Source organism: Rhodococcus sp. NPDC056960 (genome assembly GCF_042674125.1).
In the GTDB taxonomy this organism is placed as follows: Bacteria; Actinomycetota; Actinomycetes; order Mycobacteriales; family Mycobacteriaceae; genus Rhodococcus_F.
This window is the reverse complement of record NZ_JBHURF010000022.1, coordinates 103,599-120,531: the sequence shown is the minus strand read 5'-3', so window position 1 is coordinate 120,531 and position 16,933 is coordinate 103,599. Positions and strand designations below refer to the sequence as shown.

At 64.6% G+C, this 16,933-nt stretch carries 15 protein-coding genes; 8 read left to right on the top strand and 7 right to left on the bottom strand.

From position 1 onward, the window contains the following. Positions 1–169: 169 nt before the first annotated feature. Positions 170–832, top strand: a complete 663-nt coding sequence (locus ACFTWF_RS31015) for a hypothetical protein (RefSeq protein ID WP_378464984.1) — start codon at positions 170–172, stop codon at positions 830–832. A gap of 1,053 nt (positions 833–1,885) precedes the next feature. Here the strand turns inward: ACFTWF_RS31015 and ACFTWF_RS31010 are convergent. Together ACFTWF_RS31010 and ACFTWF_RS31005 are read right to left on the bottom strand one after the other, a co-directional pair. After that, positions 1,886–2,761: a 3-oxoacyl-[acyl-carrier-protein] synthase III C-terminal domain-containing protein gene (locus ACFTWF_RS31010; RefSeq protein WP_378464935.1), complete on the bottom strand. Its 876-nt coding sequence runs from the start codon at positions 2,759–2,761 to the stop codon at positions 1,886–1,888. Continuing rightward, positions 2,745–3,848 carry a 3-oxoacyl-ACP synthase III family protein gene (locus ACFTWF_RS31005; RefSeq protein ID WP_378464934.1) on the bottom strand — a complete coding sequence of 368 codons (1,104 nt, stop codon included), beginning with the start codon at positions 3,846–3,848 and terminating at the stop codon, positions 2,745–2,747. Before ACFTWF_RS31005 ends, ACFTWF_RS31010 begins: the two co-directional genes overlap by 17 nt. Before the next feature lie 176 nt (positions 3,849–4,024). Between ACFTWF_RS31005 and ACFTWF_RS31000 the strand changes: the two genes are divergently transcribed. From ACFTWF_RS31000 to ACFTWF_RS30985, 4 genes are all read left to right on the top strand, one after another. After that, complete coding sequence (locus ACFTWF_RS31000; protein WP_378464933.1) at positions 4,025–4,612, top strand: CBS domain-containing protein; 588 nt, start codon at positions 4,025–4,027, stop codon at positions 4,610–4,612. 52 nt (positions 4,613–4,664) lie between these two features. Next, the gene (locus tag ACFTWF_RS30995) at positions 4,665–4,922 is read left to right on the top strand and encodes a hypothetical protein (RefSeq protein ID WP_378464932.1); all 258 of its coding nucleotides are present in this window, start codon (positions 4,665–4,667) and stop codon (positions 4,920–4,922) included. A 106-nt stretch (positions 4,923–5,028) separates the two neighbouring features. Beyond that, positions 5,029–5,925, top strand: a complete 897-nt coding sequence (locus ACFTWF_RS30990; RefSeq protein WP_378464931.1) for a universal stress protein — start codon at positions 5,029–5,031, stop codon at positions 5,923–5,925. A 36-nt stretch (positions 5,926–5,961) separates the two neighbouring features. Beyond that, positions 5,962–6,525, top strand: coding sequence for an HPP family protein (locus ACFTWF_RS30985; RefSeq protein ID WP_378464930.1), 564 nt, complete (start codon positions 5,962–5,964; stop codon positions 6,523–6,525). 6 nt (positions 6,526–6,531) lie between these two features. Here the strand turns inward: ACFTWF_RS30985 and ACFTWF_RS30980 are convergent, their stop codons facing one another. After that, positions 6,532–6,846, bottom strand: a complete 315-nt coding sequence (locus tag ACFTWF_RS30980; protein WP_378464929.1) for a DUF1918 domain-containing protein — start codon at positions 6,844–6,846, stop codon at positions 6,532–6,534. A gap of 357 nt (positions 6,847–7,203) precedes the next feature. After that, entirely contained in the window at positions 7,204–8,568 is a 1,365-nt protein-coding gene (locus ACFTWF_RS30975; RefSeq protein ID WP_378464928.1) for a wax ester/triacylglycerol synthase family O-acyltransferase, read from the bottom strand. Between the two features lie 499 nt (positions 8,569–9,067). Here ACFTWF_RS30975 and ACFTWF_RS30970 point away from each other — a divergent pair, with 499 nt between their 5' ends. After that, complete coding sequence (locus ACFTWF_RS30970; RefSeq protein WP_378464927.1) at positions 9,068–10,063, top strand: Acg family FMN-binding oxidoreductase; 996 nt, start codon at positions 9,068–9,070, stop codon at positions 10,061–10,063. A gap of 101 nt (positions 10,064–10,164) precedes the next feature. On the opposite strand, the gene ACFTWF_RS30965 is transcribed toward ACFTWF_RS30970, so the two are convergent. Beyond that, a complete protein-coding gene (locus ACFTWF_RS30965) occupies positions 10,165–10,695 on the bottom strand; it encodes an alpha/beta fold hydrolase (RefSeq protein ID WP_378464926.1) in 531 nt (176 codons plus the stop codon). A 1,068-nt stretch (positions 10,696–11,763) separates the two neighbouring features. Between ACFTWF_RS30965 and ACFTWF_RS30960 the strand changes: the two genes are divergently transcribed. Next, positions 11,764–13,368: an MBL fold metallo-hydrolase RNA specificity domain-containing protein gene (locus ACFTWF_RS30960; RefSeq protein WP_378464925.1), complete on the top strand. Its 1,605-nt coding sequence runs from the start codon at positions 11,764–11,766 to the stop codon at positions 13,366–13,368. A gap of 156 nt (positions 13,369–13,524) precedes the next feature. Then, positions 13,525–14,400, top strand: coding sequence for a universal stress protein (locus ACFTWF_RS30955; protein ID WP_378464983.1), 876 nt, complete (start codon positions 13,525–13,527; stop codon positions 14,398–14,400). A gap of 822 nt (positions 14,401–15,222) precedes the next feature. Here ACFTWF_RS30955 and ACFTWF_RS30950 read toward each other — a convergent pair. Both ACFTWF_RS30950 and ACFTWF_RS30945 read right to left on the bottom strand, forming a co-directional pair. Then, the gene (locus ACFTWF_RS30950; protein WP_378464924.1) at positions 15,223–15,714 is read right to left on the bottom strand and encodes an Hsp20/alpha crystallin family protein; all 492 of its coding nucleotides are present in this window, start codon (positions 15,712–15,714) and stop codon (positions 15,223–15,225) included. 901 nt (positions 15,715–16,615) lie between these two features. Then, positions 16,616–16,897, bottom strand: a complete 282-nt coding sequence (locus ACFTWF_RS30945) for a PLDc N-terminal domain-containing protein (RefSeq protein ID WP_378464923.1) — start codon at positions 16,895–16,897, stop codon at positions 16,616–16,618. Positions 16,898–16,933 lie beyond the last annotated feature (36 nt).

The window sequence follows — 16,933 nt, the reverse complement described above, 5'->3', positions numbered from 1 at the left end:
GTCGTCCGCGGACCGCACAGGGTCCAAAGTCACCGCCGGTCCGCACGGGTGTCGAAATACCCTGTCGAGCTCTGGACGGCGACCCGATGATGGATCTACCTCGACCGAACGGAGCCGCGAAATGAGAATTCTGGTCCGCACGGCGAGCGAGCACGGGCATGTCACGGCGGTGACGCGTGCGCGGGTCATCCGGCAGTCCCTCGGCGGCGCGGTGTTGATTGCGCTGCACGTGATCCTGACGAAACCGCTACGCCGGCGTCGTACCACGTGGGGTGCCACCGCGGCGGAAGCTGCGGTGGCACTGCCGGGAGACGAGCTGATCGCGCATCCGCGATGGCGCTACACCCACGCCGTTACGATCGAGGCTTCCCCGGACATGGTGTGGCCCTGGATCGTTCAGCTGGGTCAGGGCCGCGGCGGCTTCTACAGTTATGTCGGTCTGGAGAATCTCATCGGATGCCGCGTGCGCAACACCGAGAAGGTGCTCGGTGATTACCAGAACCTGAGCGTCGGCGACGGGGTGCGGCTGCACCCGAAGGCGCCCCCGCTGACGGTCGCGTCGGTCGAACCGAATACCCGCCTCGTTCTCCATGCCCGCGACCCGCGCACCGGCAACGCCTCGATCTGGGCTTTTCATCTCCGCCGCGACCAGTCCGGGCGCACCCGGTTGATCGAGCGGGGCTGTAGCACCTACGGCCCAGGCCTGGTCAGCCGGCTGTTCTTCGGACCGCTGCTGATAGAGCCCATCGGCTTCGTCATGAGCCGGAAGATGCTCCTCACGATCGCCGTCCTGGCATCGGCCGGCGGTACCGACGCCGCACGCCCGGGCTGACGCGACAACCACACCGCACCTATTCGGAGGAGAACGTCCGTGCGAACGCGTGCATGCCCGACACACATTGCCCTAGTGCACTTTCTGCCGACTCTCCTGCCGACGTCGTCGACAATCTCGAGAGTGCCGCCACGTGTCCCCGAGATTGGGGCCCTGTGATACTTGTCGCAGCGTCCGTGGCCGGACGAGCTCGAATCAGATCGCTCATAGGAACGGCGACATCGGGGACGGAGAACCACCATGGATGCAGGTGATGCCCTGGTCCTCGTTGCCGGCTACCAAGAACTCGGCCGTGCCTGTCAGGACTTCGATGCACCCGCGGCTCAGGTACGCTCCCGGCAGTTCAGGCTTCGGGGCGCGGTCCTGATAGCAGAGGACTCCGACGGGAACGTCGCGGTGGTCGACACCGGCGACCATCTGGGCCGCAAAGGTGCCGACTGGTGGCGCGGACGTCGGCCTCGCAGTGGGATTGTTCGCTCCATGTCGGCCGCGGCAGCGGTCGGAGCCGGTGCCGGTGCCCTGGCGGGCATGTTCGCGTCCCACCGGGTCAAGAGCGAATTGAAGGCCGAGATCGGCGAGGCTCACCTCCGGTACGGGTATGGTGATCGTCGCGCTCCCCACCACCAGCCGGCTCCCTGTCGAGCAAATGCTCGGCGGGGCTCCGACGCTGGACGCCCTACGCCAACGAGGCGAACGTGCACATACCCGATGACGGCGCAGAGGGCGTCATCGTCGCCAAACGCCGACTTCATCGGCGGAGCAGACGTCCGAGCAGAAGCTTCCGACCGGTGACGTTTCCGTCAAGATGCTGTTCGAGGGCGACGAACCCAAACCGGGCAGTGGTGGGCACGTGTCTCTGTGGGCGAACGGTGAACTGATCGGCGAAGGTGACATGCCTCGAACGGTGCCCGTGGCTGCGATGCAGAGGGTGGGACACGGCGCGGCCGGCTGACGAACGACTCCCTTTACCCGGCGCGTGTACCACCGCGGGTCGGGTAGAGGAATGGTCCGTCGTCCCGGCGCCGGTGACGGATGAACCGTCGTCGTGCGGGTTCAGGGATGTTCGCTGTACAGCGCCGCGCCAGCGGTGATTCCTGCCCCGGCGGCGATGATCAGGACTCGATTGCCTGCAGGGATACCACCGGTCCGACGGTCCAGCGCTGCCACCAGCGATGCGGTGTGCATCCGTTCGTCATCTGCGACCATGATCCGCGATACCGAGACGCCCAAACGTTCCGCGATTGCCGTGCGGAACTTCCGCCGGGCGGGTGCGACCGCGATCAGGTCGACGTCGTCGAGTTCGAGGGCGGATTTCTTCAGGCATTCCCGCGCTACCTGCGCTCCGGCACTCGCGAATCGCTCGTCCATCGACTCCGACTCCCGGAATCGAAGTACGTTCTTGGAGTCTTCGAGTCCCACGGTGGCGCTGAAGCTTTCACCGGCATCGGGGAGGTTCACCCATTGGACGGGCCCGAGGCCGAATTCGTCGTCGGTCCAGCGGCAGAGGATCGCCCCACCCGTGGCTGCGAAGGGGAAGTGCTCGCTCATCCCACGTCCGGGGTCGGCGTCGCTGGCAACGACCAGCGCCCAGTCGATCGTGCGGGCTCGCAGGAAGCCGTCGACGATCTGGAGACCGGTGAGGGCCCCGCAGGATCCGTTTGCGACATCGAACGAGAAGGTCCCGTGCGTGTCGTCGTGTGGGTCTTCCGGGTGAGCTCCGATGTCTTCCTGAATGAGTGCCGCGAGTGCCGGCTCTCCCAGATTCCTGTCGCGGTACAACCCGACATTGACAAGCAAGTCCAGGTCAGCAGCGCTCCGTCCCGCGCGCTCGAGGCAGGTTTGGGCAGCCGACACCGCGAGATGCAATGCGCTGTGACGAGTACGCCAGCCGCCTCGGGCGACGTCGAGCCGATCAATGACTGTGCCCATAGCGTGCCACCAATTCCTCGTCCAGAGTCAACAGAACGACGCCGATCTCCAAACCCGATGCGAGCGCGATCAATGCCACGGTTTCACCCGGTCGTATGCGTCCGGCTTCGAGTTCCTCGATGAGTGCGACGGTGTGGGTCGTCGACGCCGTGTTTCCGTAACGGTCGACGGTGATGACGGCGTCGTGCCGCGGGGAATCGCCGAGAGTGGCAGTCACTTCTGCCATCCCTTTGCGGATCGCTCGCGCCGAGGTCTGATGCGTGATCACGTGGTCGACATCGTGCAGGGAGATTCCCGCGACGTCGAGCACCTCGTGCAACAACAACGGGGTGTCCGCGATGGCCGCCCGCTGGATGCCCCTCGAATTCGTGAACATCCGGGCTCCGGGATCGTCGCCCTTCGGGTAGGCGAGGCAGAGCCGACTGTAATCGGCGACAGTGGTGAAGCCGGCAAGGTCGATACCGCCCGATCCCGCGGGAGCGCGTTCGAGGAGCAGCGCGGCCCCGGCGTCGCCGAGCGTCAGGGAGGCGAGTTCCTTGCTCATGATGTTCCGGATGTGCTGGGCAGCATTCTGTCCGAGCTGCGAAATGTACTCACCACTGACCACCAGCGCGCGTTCGATGATTCCCTGGCGGATCCAGTTGTTCATCACCGTGACACCCGTCAACATCCCGGCGCACGCATTCGACAGATCGAACGTCATTGCCGTCTCCGCGCCGATCGCTTGGGCCACAGCACTACTCATGGTGGGTTCGAGCCATTGCGTGAGACCACCGTGAAACTTGGTGATGCTGCAACTGACCACCACATCGATCGACCCGGCGTCGCGGCTCGCTCGTTCCAGACAATCCAGTGCCGCCGAGATCGCCAGTGTGTAGGAGTCCTCGTCCCCCACCGATACCCGCCGCTCGCGAATCCCGGTCAGTCGCTCGAGGTCGATGTGAGTCGAGTGACGGGTGGTCGACATCAGATCCGTGGTGGTGAGGTGTGTCGTGGGTAGATGCCGGCCCGCCCCGGCAACGCGAGTAGCGAACGGCATCCGCACGTTCTCGTGCTCGGACTCGATGACCAGCCAGCGCTTGACCATTCTTTCCACCTCCGTGCTCACTCCACAATCGCTCACCGCCGATCTCGTCACCAGGGCATTTGGACCCTTCCGAGGCTCGATCGCGTCGCGACCGAGTTTTCGATGATGTGAGGTCCTATGACCCTTGTCCTGCGGCGGTGGCGCGCCGACGCTGATGAACGAAGAGAGGAGTCGTCATGCAGGCACGACATGTCATGAGCAGCCCGGTCACCACGGTGGACCAATCCACCTCGGTGGACGAATGCCTTCAAATGGTCGGCCAGTCGGGCTTCACGGTTCTTCCGGTCGTCGACGAGCGGAAACATCTCGTGGGCATCGTCTCCGAGGGCGATCTCCTGCGTGCACGATTTCGTGAGCTGGGCGGATCCTCCGCCCCGGTGACGACGAAGCCTGAGGTGACCGCAGGCGACATCATGGCCAGTCCTGTCGTGGCGATGACCGCCGACGCCGAGGTCAGCGAACTCGCATCCGCCATGCTTCGGTCACGACTGCGGGGCATCCCTATCGTCCACGATCACGACATCCTCGGGATCGTCACCCGCCCCGATCTCATCGCCGTCCTCACCACCGACGACACTCAGATCGCCAAGGAAGTGCAACACCGACTCGACATCTATGGCGGAGCGGGCCGATGGCGCGTCGACGTCACCCACGGCTCGGCCTCGATCTTCGGTGTCACGCCGGAGGACCCGGAGCGGAATGTGATCGCTGCACTGGCCGACACGGTGCCGGGCATCGCCGAGGTGCACTTCCCGCCCGAGTAGCTCGCTGCGTCGTGTGACATCGACCCTCTTCTTTCTCTGACAGGAGGTGGCAATGCAGGCAAAGTCTCTCGACGCTCAGGACCTGCGATGGCCCTGGGTGACCGCCGCGGCCCTCGCTGGCCTCGCCGCGCTGTCGGTGGCCACTCCCCTGAGCGTCCTGGGAGGCGCAGCCGCGATCATCTTCATCGGACTCGGCGTCTTCCGTAATCCGCACCATCGTGTCGCCGGCGGCGCGATCGTCTCCGTCGGTGTCGGATTGATGGTGCCGGGATTACCCGCCCTACTTCTGCAGGGCGTGAATTCGCTGTGAGCGGCCCCTCCACGGTTCCGCGAGGGCGTTGTGCCCTCTCGAGACGAGCACGCACGACCGCATCCCCGACGTGGCCGGCAGGAACGATCAGAGACGAGCACTCGACATGAAACCCAATTCGCCGATCGTGGTGGGTGTGGACGGATCGGCGCAATCGCTCGACGCCGTGCGCTGGGCCGCCGACACCGCGGTCCGCCATCGCGCTCCACTACGTTTGGTGTCCTGTCTGCTGACCGCTCCCGGTACGTTCGGAGACGCTGTCAACCTCTCCGCGGGCGCGTTCACCGGCGTGGAGTATGTGGGCACCCAGCGGCTCGCCGCCGCTGCGGAACTTGCTCGACACAGTGTGTGCGGCACACACCTCACGCTTCGAACGGCGCTGCATCACGGCTCGGCGGTGTCGGTCCTGCTCGACGCTGGAAAGTCGGCTCGCATGCTGGTTGTGGGTTCCCGTGGGCTCGGGGAGTTCACCGGTGGCCTGGTCGGATCGGTCAGTTCCGCGGTCGCCAGTCATGCGCCGTGCCCGGTGGCGGTGATCCGTGGATTGCACGAAGTGGATGGCCCACCTCTGGACGGCCCGGTGGTGGTCGGAATCGATGGTTCACCCAACAATGAACCCGCCATCGCGTCGGCGTTCGAGGAAGCCTCGATGCGCGAGGTCGATCTGGTAGCGGTGCACGCGTGGAGCGACTTCAGCCTGTTGACCGTTGCCCGCACCGATCGCAGTCACGAAGAATTTTCCTGGCCGGCAATCGAAACCGCTGAGAATGCTCTCCTGTCGGAGAGCCTTGCCGGATGGAAGGACAAGTATCCGGACGTGTCCGTCCGCAAAGTTGTCGTCCGAGATCGACCGGTTCACCACCTACTCCGGCAAGCACAGGAGGCGCAACTGGTAGTGACCGGTAGCCGGGGGCGTGGCGGCTTCGCCGCACTGCTGCTCGGTTCGACGAGCCGTGCGCTTCTGCACTCCATCACTTGCCCGCTGCTGATCGCTCGCCGATGATCGTCGTGGAGAGACCAGCGTAAGGAAGGAGCCGTCATGCGTGCGCAACTCATCATGAGTAGCCCCGTCACCACCGTGACTCCATCGACCCCGGTCGACGAATGCCTCCGCATCATTGCGGGCACTGGATTCACGGTTCTGCCGGTCGTCGACGAATCTCATCACCTGGTGGGCATCGTCTCCGAGGGTGATCTGCTCCGTGAAAAATTCAATACGCTCCCCCGAGCCGATGCCTCGGCGGCCGAGACTATGACCAGCCCGGTCGTCGCCATGACCGCGGACACCGACGTCAGCGACCTCGCGTCCGCGATGCTGCGCTCGGGCCTGCGCGGGATCCCCATCGTCCACGAGCACGATGTCATCGGAATCGTCACCCGGCGTGATCTTCTCGAGACTTTGACGATGGACGACACAAGAATTGCGAAGGAAATTCAACACCGTCTCGACGTGTACGCGGGAGCGCGGCGGTGGACGGTGGGGATCGCAGACGGCAAGGTGTCGATCGCCGGGCTCGCGCTCGGCGACCCCGAACGAGGGGTCGTGACGGCCCTGGCCGAGACCGTGCCGGGCGTCGCAGACGTTCAGTTCGCCCAGTCCTGATACACCTCAGGCACCAGCGTGGCGGGTTCGGAGGGTGCGCTGCCCGGGATGTGGGTTACGGGCGATCGCGTCTTGTACCGCGGAGATGCGGTGCCGTTCGTGAGTGTCCTCCCGGTCCTTCTCGGCGGCGGTCACCACGTGCGCGTCCGGTCCGGGGAATACGAGCGCCTCGTGACCGTCCCGAATCCATCTGACGAGGTACGGCGGCGCGCCGTCGGAGTGGCGTACCTCGATGATGTGCCCGACCTCGTCCGGGCTGTCGACGATCGTGCCTTTCACCACCAGCCAGTCCCCTGGTTCTGCGTGCATGTCGATCTCCATTCGTGCAATCCGACACGGCCGATCCGTAGGTGTGTCGCGATTCGATTGTCGCTGTTCCGTGCAATTTCCGTGAAAGCTGGTATTCCCGAAGCGGGTGAAGTAGTGGTTGCCGACACCTCAGAGTCCACTCGCCCTCGAGCGGTGACGGTAGGGCCGAGGGTCATCGGTTCGTGGACCCACGCCATCCTTGTCGCGACGCGGTCAACAGGGCGCTGAACGGTCTCGCCCTCCCGCGACCGGCCGGACGCCCGGCCGAAATGGAAGCCGAGCGCGTGCGGATGTCGCGTACTCCTTCCGGTTCTGTGGCGTGAGAGTTCGCGTCTGTCGCAGCGGTCGCGGCATAACACCGTGGGTGGATCAGTCCGGGCGTCGTGGCGCCTCGAGCGTCTGCAGCGTCTCCTCCATTCCGCGAGCTACCACATCGACCTCGGGACATACGGCGGTGTCACCGACGACCGTGATCGTGAACTGCCCCGCATACGAGAACGCACCGGCACCCACCGCGATGTTTCCCATCAGGGCCACCACCGGGACGATCTCGCGCACGATGGCGCCGAGGAGGTAGAGCGGGACGGGCGGGCCGGGTACATCGGCGACGTACGTGTTCATCATTCGTTGCCGAGACACCAAAGTCGGCGCCATCCACCGGACCACCCGGCCGCCGATCACAGCCCCTCGGCGTGGACGGACACCCCGTTTACGGGTGGCGGTGTCAGCTGCTATCGACGCAAGTCTGTGGACAGGATCGTCGATCCCGAGTGGGAGGGCCACGATCATCTGCCCAAGTAGATTCCCGCGCGCCGGCCCCGGCTGCTCTCGATGCAGTGACACCGGAACGACCGCCCGCAACTCGAGGTTGTCGACAGGTTCTCCTCGACTGCGCAACAGTTCCCGCAGGCCACCGGCGAAGACGTCAAGGAGCACATCGTTGACCTTCACACCGTGCCGGTCGGAGATCCTTTTCATCGTTGCGAGTTCGGTCCGTACGACCGCGAACTCACGCGCGGCACCGATCGGCCGATTCAGACTGCTTCGCGGTGCCCGGCCCACGGAAACCATCTCCCGCATCGATAACCACGCACCTCGGGCATGACACACAATCGTCGCAGGCCGTGAACACGCCGCCAGAACACGGGCCACCTCGGCCCAGCGACGCCGCAGGTTGTCGACGATCAGCTCGCTCCCCGCCGGAACCGGTGCCGGCACCCACTGCTCGGCCCGGGGAACCGGACCGTCGGGCCCGGCGTCGAACAGGGCGCCGAGCATGGCCACCCCGGCCGGGCCGTCGGCGATCACGTGGTGCACGCGGAGATAGACCCCGATCCGGCCGTCCGCCAGACCGGGTACGAACCACATTTCCCACAGCGGCTTGCCGCGGTCGAGCGGACGTCGACGCAACTCCTCGACCACCTCGAGAAGCCGCGCCTCGCCGCCGCGATGCACCGGCGAGACGGCACGCACGTGGTCACGAACATCGAAGCTGGCCGCGTCCACCCACAGTGGCCGTCCCAGACCCCACCGAGGCTCGTAGACCACCTGCCGCAGACGCGGCACCCGAGGCAACCGTGCCTCGATCGACCGCCGGACGTCCCCGAGCAGGAACCGGCCATCCGTGCCGACGAAGTCACCGGCGTCGAGTACGGCCACGAGACCGATATCCTGCGACCACCCGGCCCGGTCCGGCCACAGAGTCATCACATCTTGTGCGGTCAACCGCTCCACGACTCTCACCTCTCCTCCGGGCCGGAAGACCCACTCCGGCACGGACCACGACCATCATTGCCTCCCCCGGGTTGCCGTCTTCTCAGTGTCGATGCGGAAGCGCGCGAGAGGTAGGGTCACAAGTCAACCCGACAGACCTCGAGGCAAGGTTTCTCTCACCTGCATGAGGGCATTTCGGCCTCCACGAACAGCGGATAGTGAGCCGATCACGGTGACGGGTAACGCATCCCACACGCGTGCCCGATACGTCGCTGTCACGTCGCGCCGCCGGCGACCACCATGAGCCGGATGAGAAGGACGATCTCAGCCGAACGATTCGCTCGTGGCCCTCGCAGGTCGTTGCCCGCCGTCGATGCCCCATCTCGGCGCTCAACTGTGCACATCGGTGGAACGCGGTCGTCATCGATGACCATCGGCCCTTACCTGAGCTTCTCGCGCGGTGAACACTGAAGGCGGAATCCCCGAGTTGTCAAAAGCTCGGGCAGGCGAGGAGATGCCGATGCAGCCTACCGTCCCCGCTGATGATCTCATTCGGCGCGCCGTGGACCTTGCCTGTCGAGCGCCGTCGGTCCACAACACCCAACCGTGGTGTTGGAGCTATGACGGCGGTGTGCTCGATTTGCGTGCCGATTTCAAGCGCCGACTCGCCTCGGCGGACCCGTCGGGAAGGCAATTGGTTATCAGCTGTGGAGCTGCCTTACATCATCTGAGCACCGCATTGATTGCGCTGGGCTGGATGGCCGACATTCGCCGACTACCCGACCGGGCGAGCCCATCCCACCTCGCCCAGGTCCGGTTCCACCATTGCACCCGAGGGCCCCAGCCGCACGATCTCGATCTGCTTTCCGCGATTGGTCTCCGTTATTCGGATCGGCGCCCGTTCGATCCGGCCGATCCGAATGCACCGTTGCCAGCCTCGCTGAAGAACACGGTGCGTCATCACGGCGTTCATCTGACGATATTGCCGCACAGCGCCCGACCAGTGCTCGCGGCCGCCACGGAAATCACCGGCGCCGCCCGACGGTTCGACGTGGCTTACCAAACCGAACTTTACTGGTGGGCTGGACATTCCCTACCCGAGGACGGGATCCAAGTGGAGGCACTGGCCACCGCAGACAATCAGGCCCTCGTCGACATCGGACGCCAGTTTCCCGCCGGCTCCGACAGCGGTTCGATCCTCCATCCCGATCTGTCGACGGTTCTGGTCCTCAGCACCGACGCCGATGACAATGGTGCGTGGCTGCGCACGGGCGAGGCCCTGTCGACTGTCTTGCTCGAAGCCACCGCCACCGGACACGCAACCTGTCCGCTGACCCACATGACCGAGTCTGCGCAGAGTCGAGAAATGATTGGCAGCCTGCTGCCGGACTCCGGTGTACCGCAGGTCCTCATTCGAATCGGCTCGACCGACACGGACGCATCTTCGCGACAAACACCCCGCCGCCCGATCGAGTCGGTGCTCACCATCACCCCGCGACCCGGTCAACGGTGCTGACCGGCGGTTCCTCGGCCCCCAGATCTCGTCCACCGACCGTGGCGGCGGACCCCACCCCCACCCACTCCGGCACGGTTCTTTGTGTGGATTCCCCTCAGAGGTCACCGAGAGCAGCCTGGAGTGGCAACGACGTCGATTCGGGGATGATCCTGTCCCGCGTTACCCCACACCACGAGGATCGGGAGACGACGTTCGGCGAGGGCCGCGAGTTCGGGGCGAGGTTCGCCGTCCGAGCCAGGTGGCCGACCTCCCACACCGCGGCAGTCGGCCCATGCGGTGCCACCGATGGAATTCACCAGCACCAGACGTTCAGCCAGATCCGGCGATCGGTGGGCGGTGGTGATCGCGACACCGCCACCGAAGGAATGCCCGACGACGGTCACCGGCTGGGACAAGCCGATCGTGTCGGCGAAGCGGCCCACCCAGTTGCCGTCCCGGCGAGGGTTCTCTGCTCCACCGGGAGACGGGCGGTACCGCCGAACCCGGGAAGAGCCGGGGCGTAGACCCGCACGCCCACTCAACTCTTCGAGTGGGCGGGTATAGGCCTGTCCGCTCAGGCCCCAGCCGTGCAGGAAGAGCACCCGTGCCCCGAAGCCGCCGACCGCGTAGCGGGCGGCGCGACCATCGACCACTACCGCATACCGGTGCAGCGCTGCCGGGACGACTCGATCGCGTTCACATCTTCCATCACACGTCGATCATCCCCGGCCGCCGAGAGTCCCCGGACCTCCCAAATATGGACGACGGTCATCACATTCGGACTCCTCCGCGAACGCTGATCGCAGGCGCACCGAATCGAGGACCAATTGCCCTGTGCGGCGGAGACCCCCGCACGTAATCCTTGCAGAGTGGAAGAGCACCCGGGCGCCGACGCTACCATCGGTCGACCACAGCGGGGAGCAACAGTTGCCATCGCAATTGAGCGCTGCGGCGACTGCGGGGATTGTGGCAGGTGCGGGGACCGGATCGACGTTGGTTGCGGTCAGCGCCGCCATCCCCATGTTGGGTTGTGCCGTGCTCGCCGCAGTGCTGGTCTGACCACGTCGTTCATAGGGTCTTCACACGCACCCCCCAGACCGGAGGCCTCCATTTTGAGCCACGCGATGCGCCGACTCGACCGGCTTCTGCCATCGCGCCCATCCATCAACCGCGGCTGCGGCCGGTAACTGCTCCCCCGGGAGCATGAGCACGGTGTGATTTCACCTCGGAATCGGGCGCCGGAACGGAAGCCGGATCCGGTCGAGGGCAGCCCCGGCGGTGATGACGAATGGCCAGAAGCCCCCACCTCGCCGCAAACGATCGAGTTCGCGCAGTCGACTCGGGCCGCTGCGCATTCCGCTACGCTCGACAGCTGATCGACTACCGCCACCTGGACTCGCTGCGACACGCCTAGATCGCGGTCTCGTAAACCACTGCAGTGCAATCTATCACGTTGCCGTGGATTGCCACGACATCATGCAACTGGCTCGTCGCGACCGCGAGCGGGCTTCGTCGGCGGCGAAGAGGTGACAGGAGACCCTACCGACCCAGCTTCCCACCGATGTTCACTCAATCCGTGAGAACCGTTCGACGCCGAACCCAGACGACGCTGGGAGCGAGAGCATTGGGGGCCGAATCTCGCCGCCCTGGGAGTGCAACGTCTGGCGTTTCGACGCCGGAGCGTCTCGGCCGCAAGCCAGATCGACTACCAGGAGCCTCTCATGGCGAATCACGTGAACCTCACTTTTCATGGTGCTGCCAAGACAGTGACCGGCTCATGCATGGAGATCGAGTCGGAGAGCACACGCATCCTGGTGGACTGCGGCCTGTTTCAGGGATCCCGCACCCTCGAGACATTGAACTACGGTGCCTTCGCCTTCGCGCCGGACACGATTGACGCAGTCGTTCTTACCCACGCGCACATCGATCATTGCGGCCTGCTGCCCAAACTGGTGGCACAAGGCTTCGAAGGGCCGATCTTCTGTACCGCCCAAACCTCCGACCTGCTGCAATACATGCTCGCCGACGCTGGGCGTATCCAGGAGTTCGAGGCGCAGCGGCGAAACCAACGACGCGATCGTGCCGGAGAGGCGACAATCGCCCCGCTCTACACCGAACAAGACGCACGGACAGCGTGGCGGAAGACACGTCCTGTGCCGTTGGAGGAATGGGTCGAGCCCGCTATAGGCTTTAGAGCACGGCTGTGGAACGCCGGTCACATCCTGGGCGCAACGTCGGCGGAGGTCGACGTCGGGGGTGTGCGCCTGCTCTGCTCCGGTGATCTCGGTCCTCAGAACAAGGCGTTCCACGCCGACCCGGAGGGCCCTTCGGGGTTGGACTACGTCATCTGTGAATCGACGTACGGTAGCCGAACCCGCACGCAAATGAGCATCGACCAACGGCGTGCCCTGTTGGAAGAGGAGATCAACAAGGCCATTTCGCGTGGTGGAAATCTCGTGATTCCTGCCTTCGCGCTGGAGCGCACTCAGGAGCTGCTGCTCGACATCGCGTATCTCGCCGATGCGGACCGAATTCCCAACGTGCCGGTTTTCGTCGACTCACCGCTGGCCAACCGCGCGACCAGTGTCTTTGCCAGGCATGCAAACGAACTCGAGGATCTCGGTGGCAAGGACATCTTCCATCATCCCGCGATCCACTATGTCGACGACGCTTCCGTCTCGATGCGGATCAACAGCATGTCGGGAGTCATCATCATTGCGGCTTCGGGAATGTGTGAAGCGGGACGCATTCGCCATCATCTTGCGCACAATCTGCATCGCCGGGATTCGACGATACTGTTCGTCGGATTCCAGGCTCAAGGTTCTCTGGGACGCATCATCCTCGAAGGCGCACGGCAAGTGAGAATCTCGGGCACCGACATCAATGTTCGAGCCCATATCCGGCGGATCGACAGCTATTCCGCACATGCGGATCAGGCCGAATTGCTGGACTGGATCAGGGAGCGGAAGCCTATCTCGGGCAGCCTGTTTTTGACCCATGGTGAGCCGGGAGCACTCTCGGCACTGACCGAACTGGTATCGGAGGACGATCCCTCGCTCTCGATCATCGACCCCGACATCGGGGAGAGTTACCAGTTGCAGTCCGGTACCCCAGCGAAGCTGACCGGCACCGCACGCACGGATGCTGCACAACTGATCGGGCGCGACTGGCAGAACGACTACGCCGATTTTGCGGTGGGCCTCAAGCGCAAACTCGCTCAGATCCCGGATCCCGTGAGCCGCCAGAAGGCCGTCGCGGATATGCGCAAAGTTCTGGACCGGTACGCCGACAGCGGCGACACGCGGCACCGAGGGGTTCGGGATTGACAGACTTCGGCGCTGCGCGCTCCGGTGGGATCGACTGAACATCCACGACGAACCGCTCAGACGTTCGGGATGTGAGGACCTTCTCCTCTACGGCATCGATCACGGTTGCGGCGACGATGGTGATAGTCGTGATCCATGTTATCCCGAGGAGACATGATGACAGCCCACCGCTCGATCGTGGTCGGAGTCGACGGATCCCAGTCGTCCCTGCAGGCCGTGTCGTGGGCGGCGCACGAAGCTACATTGCGGAGTGCACCGCTGACCTTGGTGACCACCATGTTCGTCCCCGGCGCCCACGGTGTGCCGGTCGGGGTGCCTGCCAGTTTCTTCGAGAAGGAGGAACTCGAAGGTAAGAAGCGGCTCGTCCGGGGCGAGGAGGTGGCTGTTCGGGCCGTATCAGAGCATCCCCTCGAGGTCGAGAAGGTGTTCAGTATGGGCGCACCTTCGGGTGAGCTGATCGAGCGGTCGAAATCTGCACTGATGGTGGTCGTCGGCGCAAACCGACACGGAATCTTCGATCGAGCTGTGCTGGGATCGGTGAGCGCAGCAGTCGTGGCGCACGCGCACGCACCCGTCGCGGTCGTGCGTGGCCTGCCGCACACCGAGATCAATGACGTCGGAGGGCCTGTCGTGGTCGGTGTCGACGGCTCGGCTCACAGCGAGCCGGCGATCTCGGCGGCGTTCGAGGAGGCGGCGTTGCGGAAGGCTGAACTTGTCGCAGTGCACGCGTGGTCGGATGTCGATTTGTACGCTCCGTTCCCCAGTGACGTCGACTGGTCACAGGTCGAAAGTCGCGAGCGGGCGTTGCTGTCCGAGAGTCTGGCAGGTCGCGCCGAAGAGTTCCCTGATGTGCAGGTTCGCCCAGTCGTGGTCATGGACCAGCCTGCTCGGTATCTGCGTGAGCAGGCCGAGAACGCTCAACTGCTGGTGACCGGGAGCCGTGGGCGTGGCGGATTTGCGAGCCTACTGATGGGTTCGACCAGCAGAGCACTGCTACACACTGTCACGTGCCCCCTGCTGATAGTCCGTTAGCGCTGTCGCGCACGAACAACGCAGAGCTGGGTGTCGGCGTAGCCGACCGTCGATGTCGAACGACCCGGCGGGCGGGTAGGGCTCGGTGCCTCGATTCGGGGTCTTCCGCTCTCCAGAGTAGCTCTCGGAGAACACCGTTCGCTGGATAGGCCACAGCAATTGCGGAGAAAGATGGCACAGATGACCGAGCAGGGACAGACGCACCGAGCTGGCGTGCTCCACTCCGCGTTGGAGGAATTGATCGAGGGAACGCGCGCCGTGGCCCATCTCATGGACACAGTGGCGCGAGGCGGTCAACGCGATATCTGAGCCAGTTGCGGTGCCGATGACCCGGATGCTGGAGTCGCTTCAGAAGTTGAACGAGTTGGTCCCACCGCTGTTCGCCGAGTTCGACGCCCTGGTCGTGGAAGTACGCGCACAGCGGTTGACAGTGCATGCACCGCAGGCAGAACTGTCAGCATTGGACCATCAGATCGAAGTAATCGAGAATGCGCTGACCCCCTGCAGAGCCGGACCCATCAGTGGTCCCGCTTGCGTCGGTCGCTGATCCGGACGCCACACGCGCATGCGGAACCCGGCTCGCCGAGAGACGTGCGGCCATCTCGCGTGCGATCTGGCCACTGATCTCTAGCCCGACACTCCGCGAGGAATGCGGGTTGGTCGGTGTGGCGATCGGTTCGGTTGTGTCCGCGGGACCACCGGCGGGAGTGTTGTCTCCAAAATGGTTGCACTACATCATGTTCAATGGCCGGGTCCTGGTTTCAGCGGTGTCCGGACCCGGCGACGGCACTGGCCAGCAGCGGCATTCGCGGGGGCGGCGATCTACTGATCCTTCGTGCCCGAACCGCGTTCGTTGTGCTCCTTACCGGGCGCAGCAGCCTTCTTGACCTCGATGTGCTTTTCCGGTGTCGGGGATTCGGTGACCGGCATCGTGACGGTAAGGATGCCGTCGGAGTAGCTGGCGTCGATGTCGTCTTCCTTGGCGCCGGCCGGCAGGGGCATGGACCGGTAGAAGCTGCCGTAATGAAATTCCGACCGGGCTCCCTCTTCATGCTGTTCGGTGCGTTCGGCTTTGATCGTCAACTGTCCATCGCGGACGCTGATGTCGACGTCCTTGTCCGGGTCCACCCCGGGAAGTTCGGCGCGCAGCGTATAGCGACCCTTGTCGAGATGTTCCTCCACGCGGATCATGTGGCCTTCGAGCGAGGTCCACGGTGGCATAGACTCGAATCTGGCCATCAGGTCGGACCAGTCCGGCAAGGATGGCCAGGCGGGGAGGGCCTGGTGGGGGCGGCGGGGGGACAGAATGCTCATGGCTGACTCCACAGAATTCGGAAATTGTTGCTGACCTTTTCGATTCCACTCGTCATCGGGTGATGACAGTAGGGCCTAGGGTCCTCAATTCGAGTACTCATGCCAGCGGCAGCATCGGTCGGAACCGGGGAACCCGGAGTCCAGGTGCCGGTTCGCGGCACGGAAGTCTGGGCCGGGCAGCTGCGGCGTGCTGATGCATGCGGCGTGCTTCGTCGTCGTCGGTCCGCACCGCTCCGTCCGGTATCCGGGGAACTGATGGTGGCGGCCAGCGCGGACCGGCCGGAATACAGTGATGAGTCCGCCGCTGAGAACAAGCCGTGCGCTCGGTTCGTCATCATCGCAGGGCTTGGACTTCGTCGTTCTGGATGCGCTGGACCAACCATCGGCACGGTCGGGTTTCGTGAGGTTCACCCACTGGGGACGTCGCCGACGAAAGAAGCGGGTATCGGCCGTGCCCACGGTCACATCACCGCGCTCGACCGACGCGAACAATCTGTGTGTCACACTCTCGAGCCGTGCGTTTGCATCCAGTCCGGTCATCATCGCCCGTACCCGTAACGACGGTTCGACATCCAAGCCGATTCAGGCGGGCACACCACGTTGTCCATCCTCGCCGCACCGGGGCGCGAGGGATGGGCGCCTCCGCGCTACAGACCCACGTCGTCGAATTCTTGGGTGCCTCATGCGCCACGAAGCACTGGATTACCCGATCGAAAAGGTCGAGGTGTCGGCGTTCTCGCCGCTGCCGGGCGGGTGCTCCCGACGCCAACACCCTGCTGTGGCATTACCACCGACCGGGCAGTTCTCGCCAATCCGACGCCGGAACGGCGGCTCGTCCCGCACCGATCTCATCTCTCATCGCGCTCGGAATTTCCGCAATTCGATGCGTTTCGGCGGGAGGTCATGCAGAGTGCGGGGATCGGCTCACCTGACCGATTTCCACCCGCGTCTCGGCCGGGCTGCGGCGAGCCCGACGGAAGTACGCGATCGGGCCGATGAAGTTCACGGCGATCACGGCGGCCCATTTCGTTCGGCTCCCCCGGATCTCGCCAGGATCACGCCGTGCCAGGTCCGTCCAGGCGGCCACGGCCAGTCCCAGTTGCACTGCCGCCGCCACGACCAGCGCGGCGCGCTGCAGAGGCGTCAGCCGAGCCCACCTCACCTGTGTCGTCAACGAACTCATGATGCACCTCCGATGTCATCTCGCCGCCGGGCAACG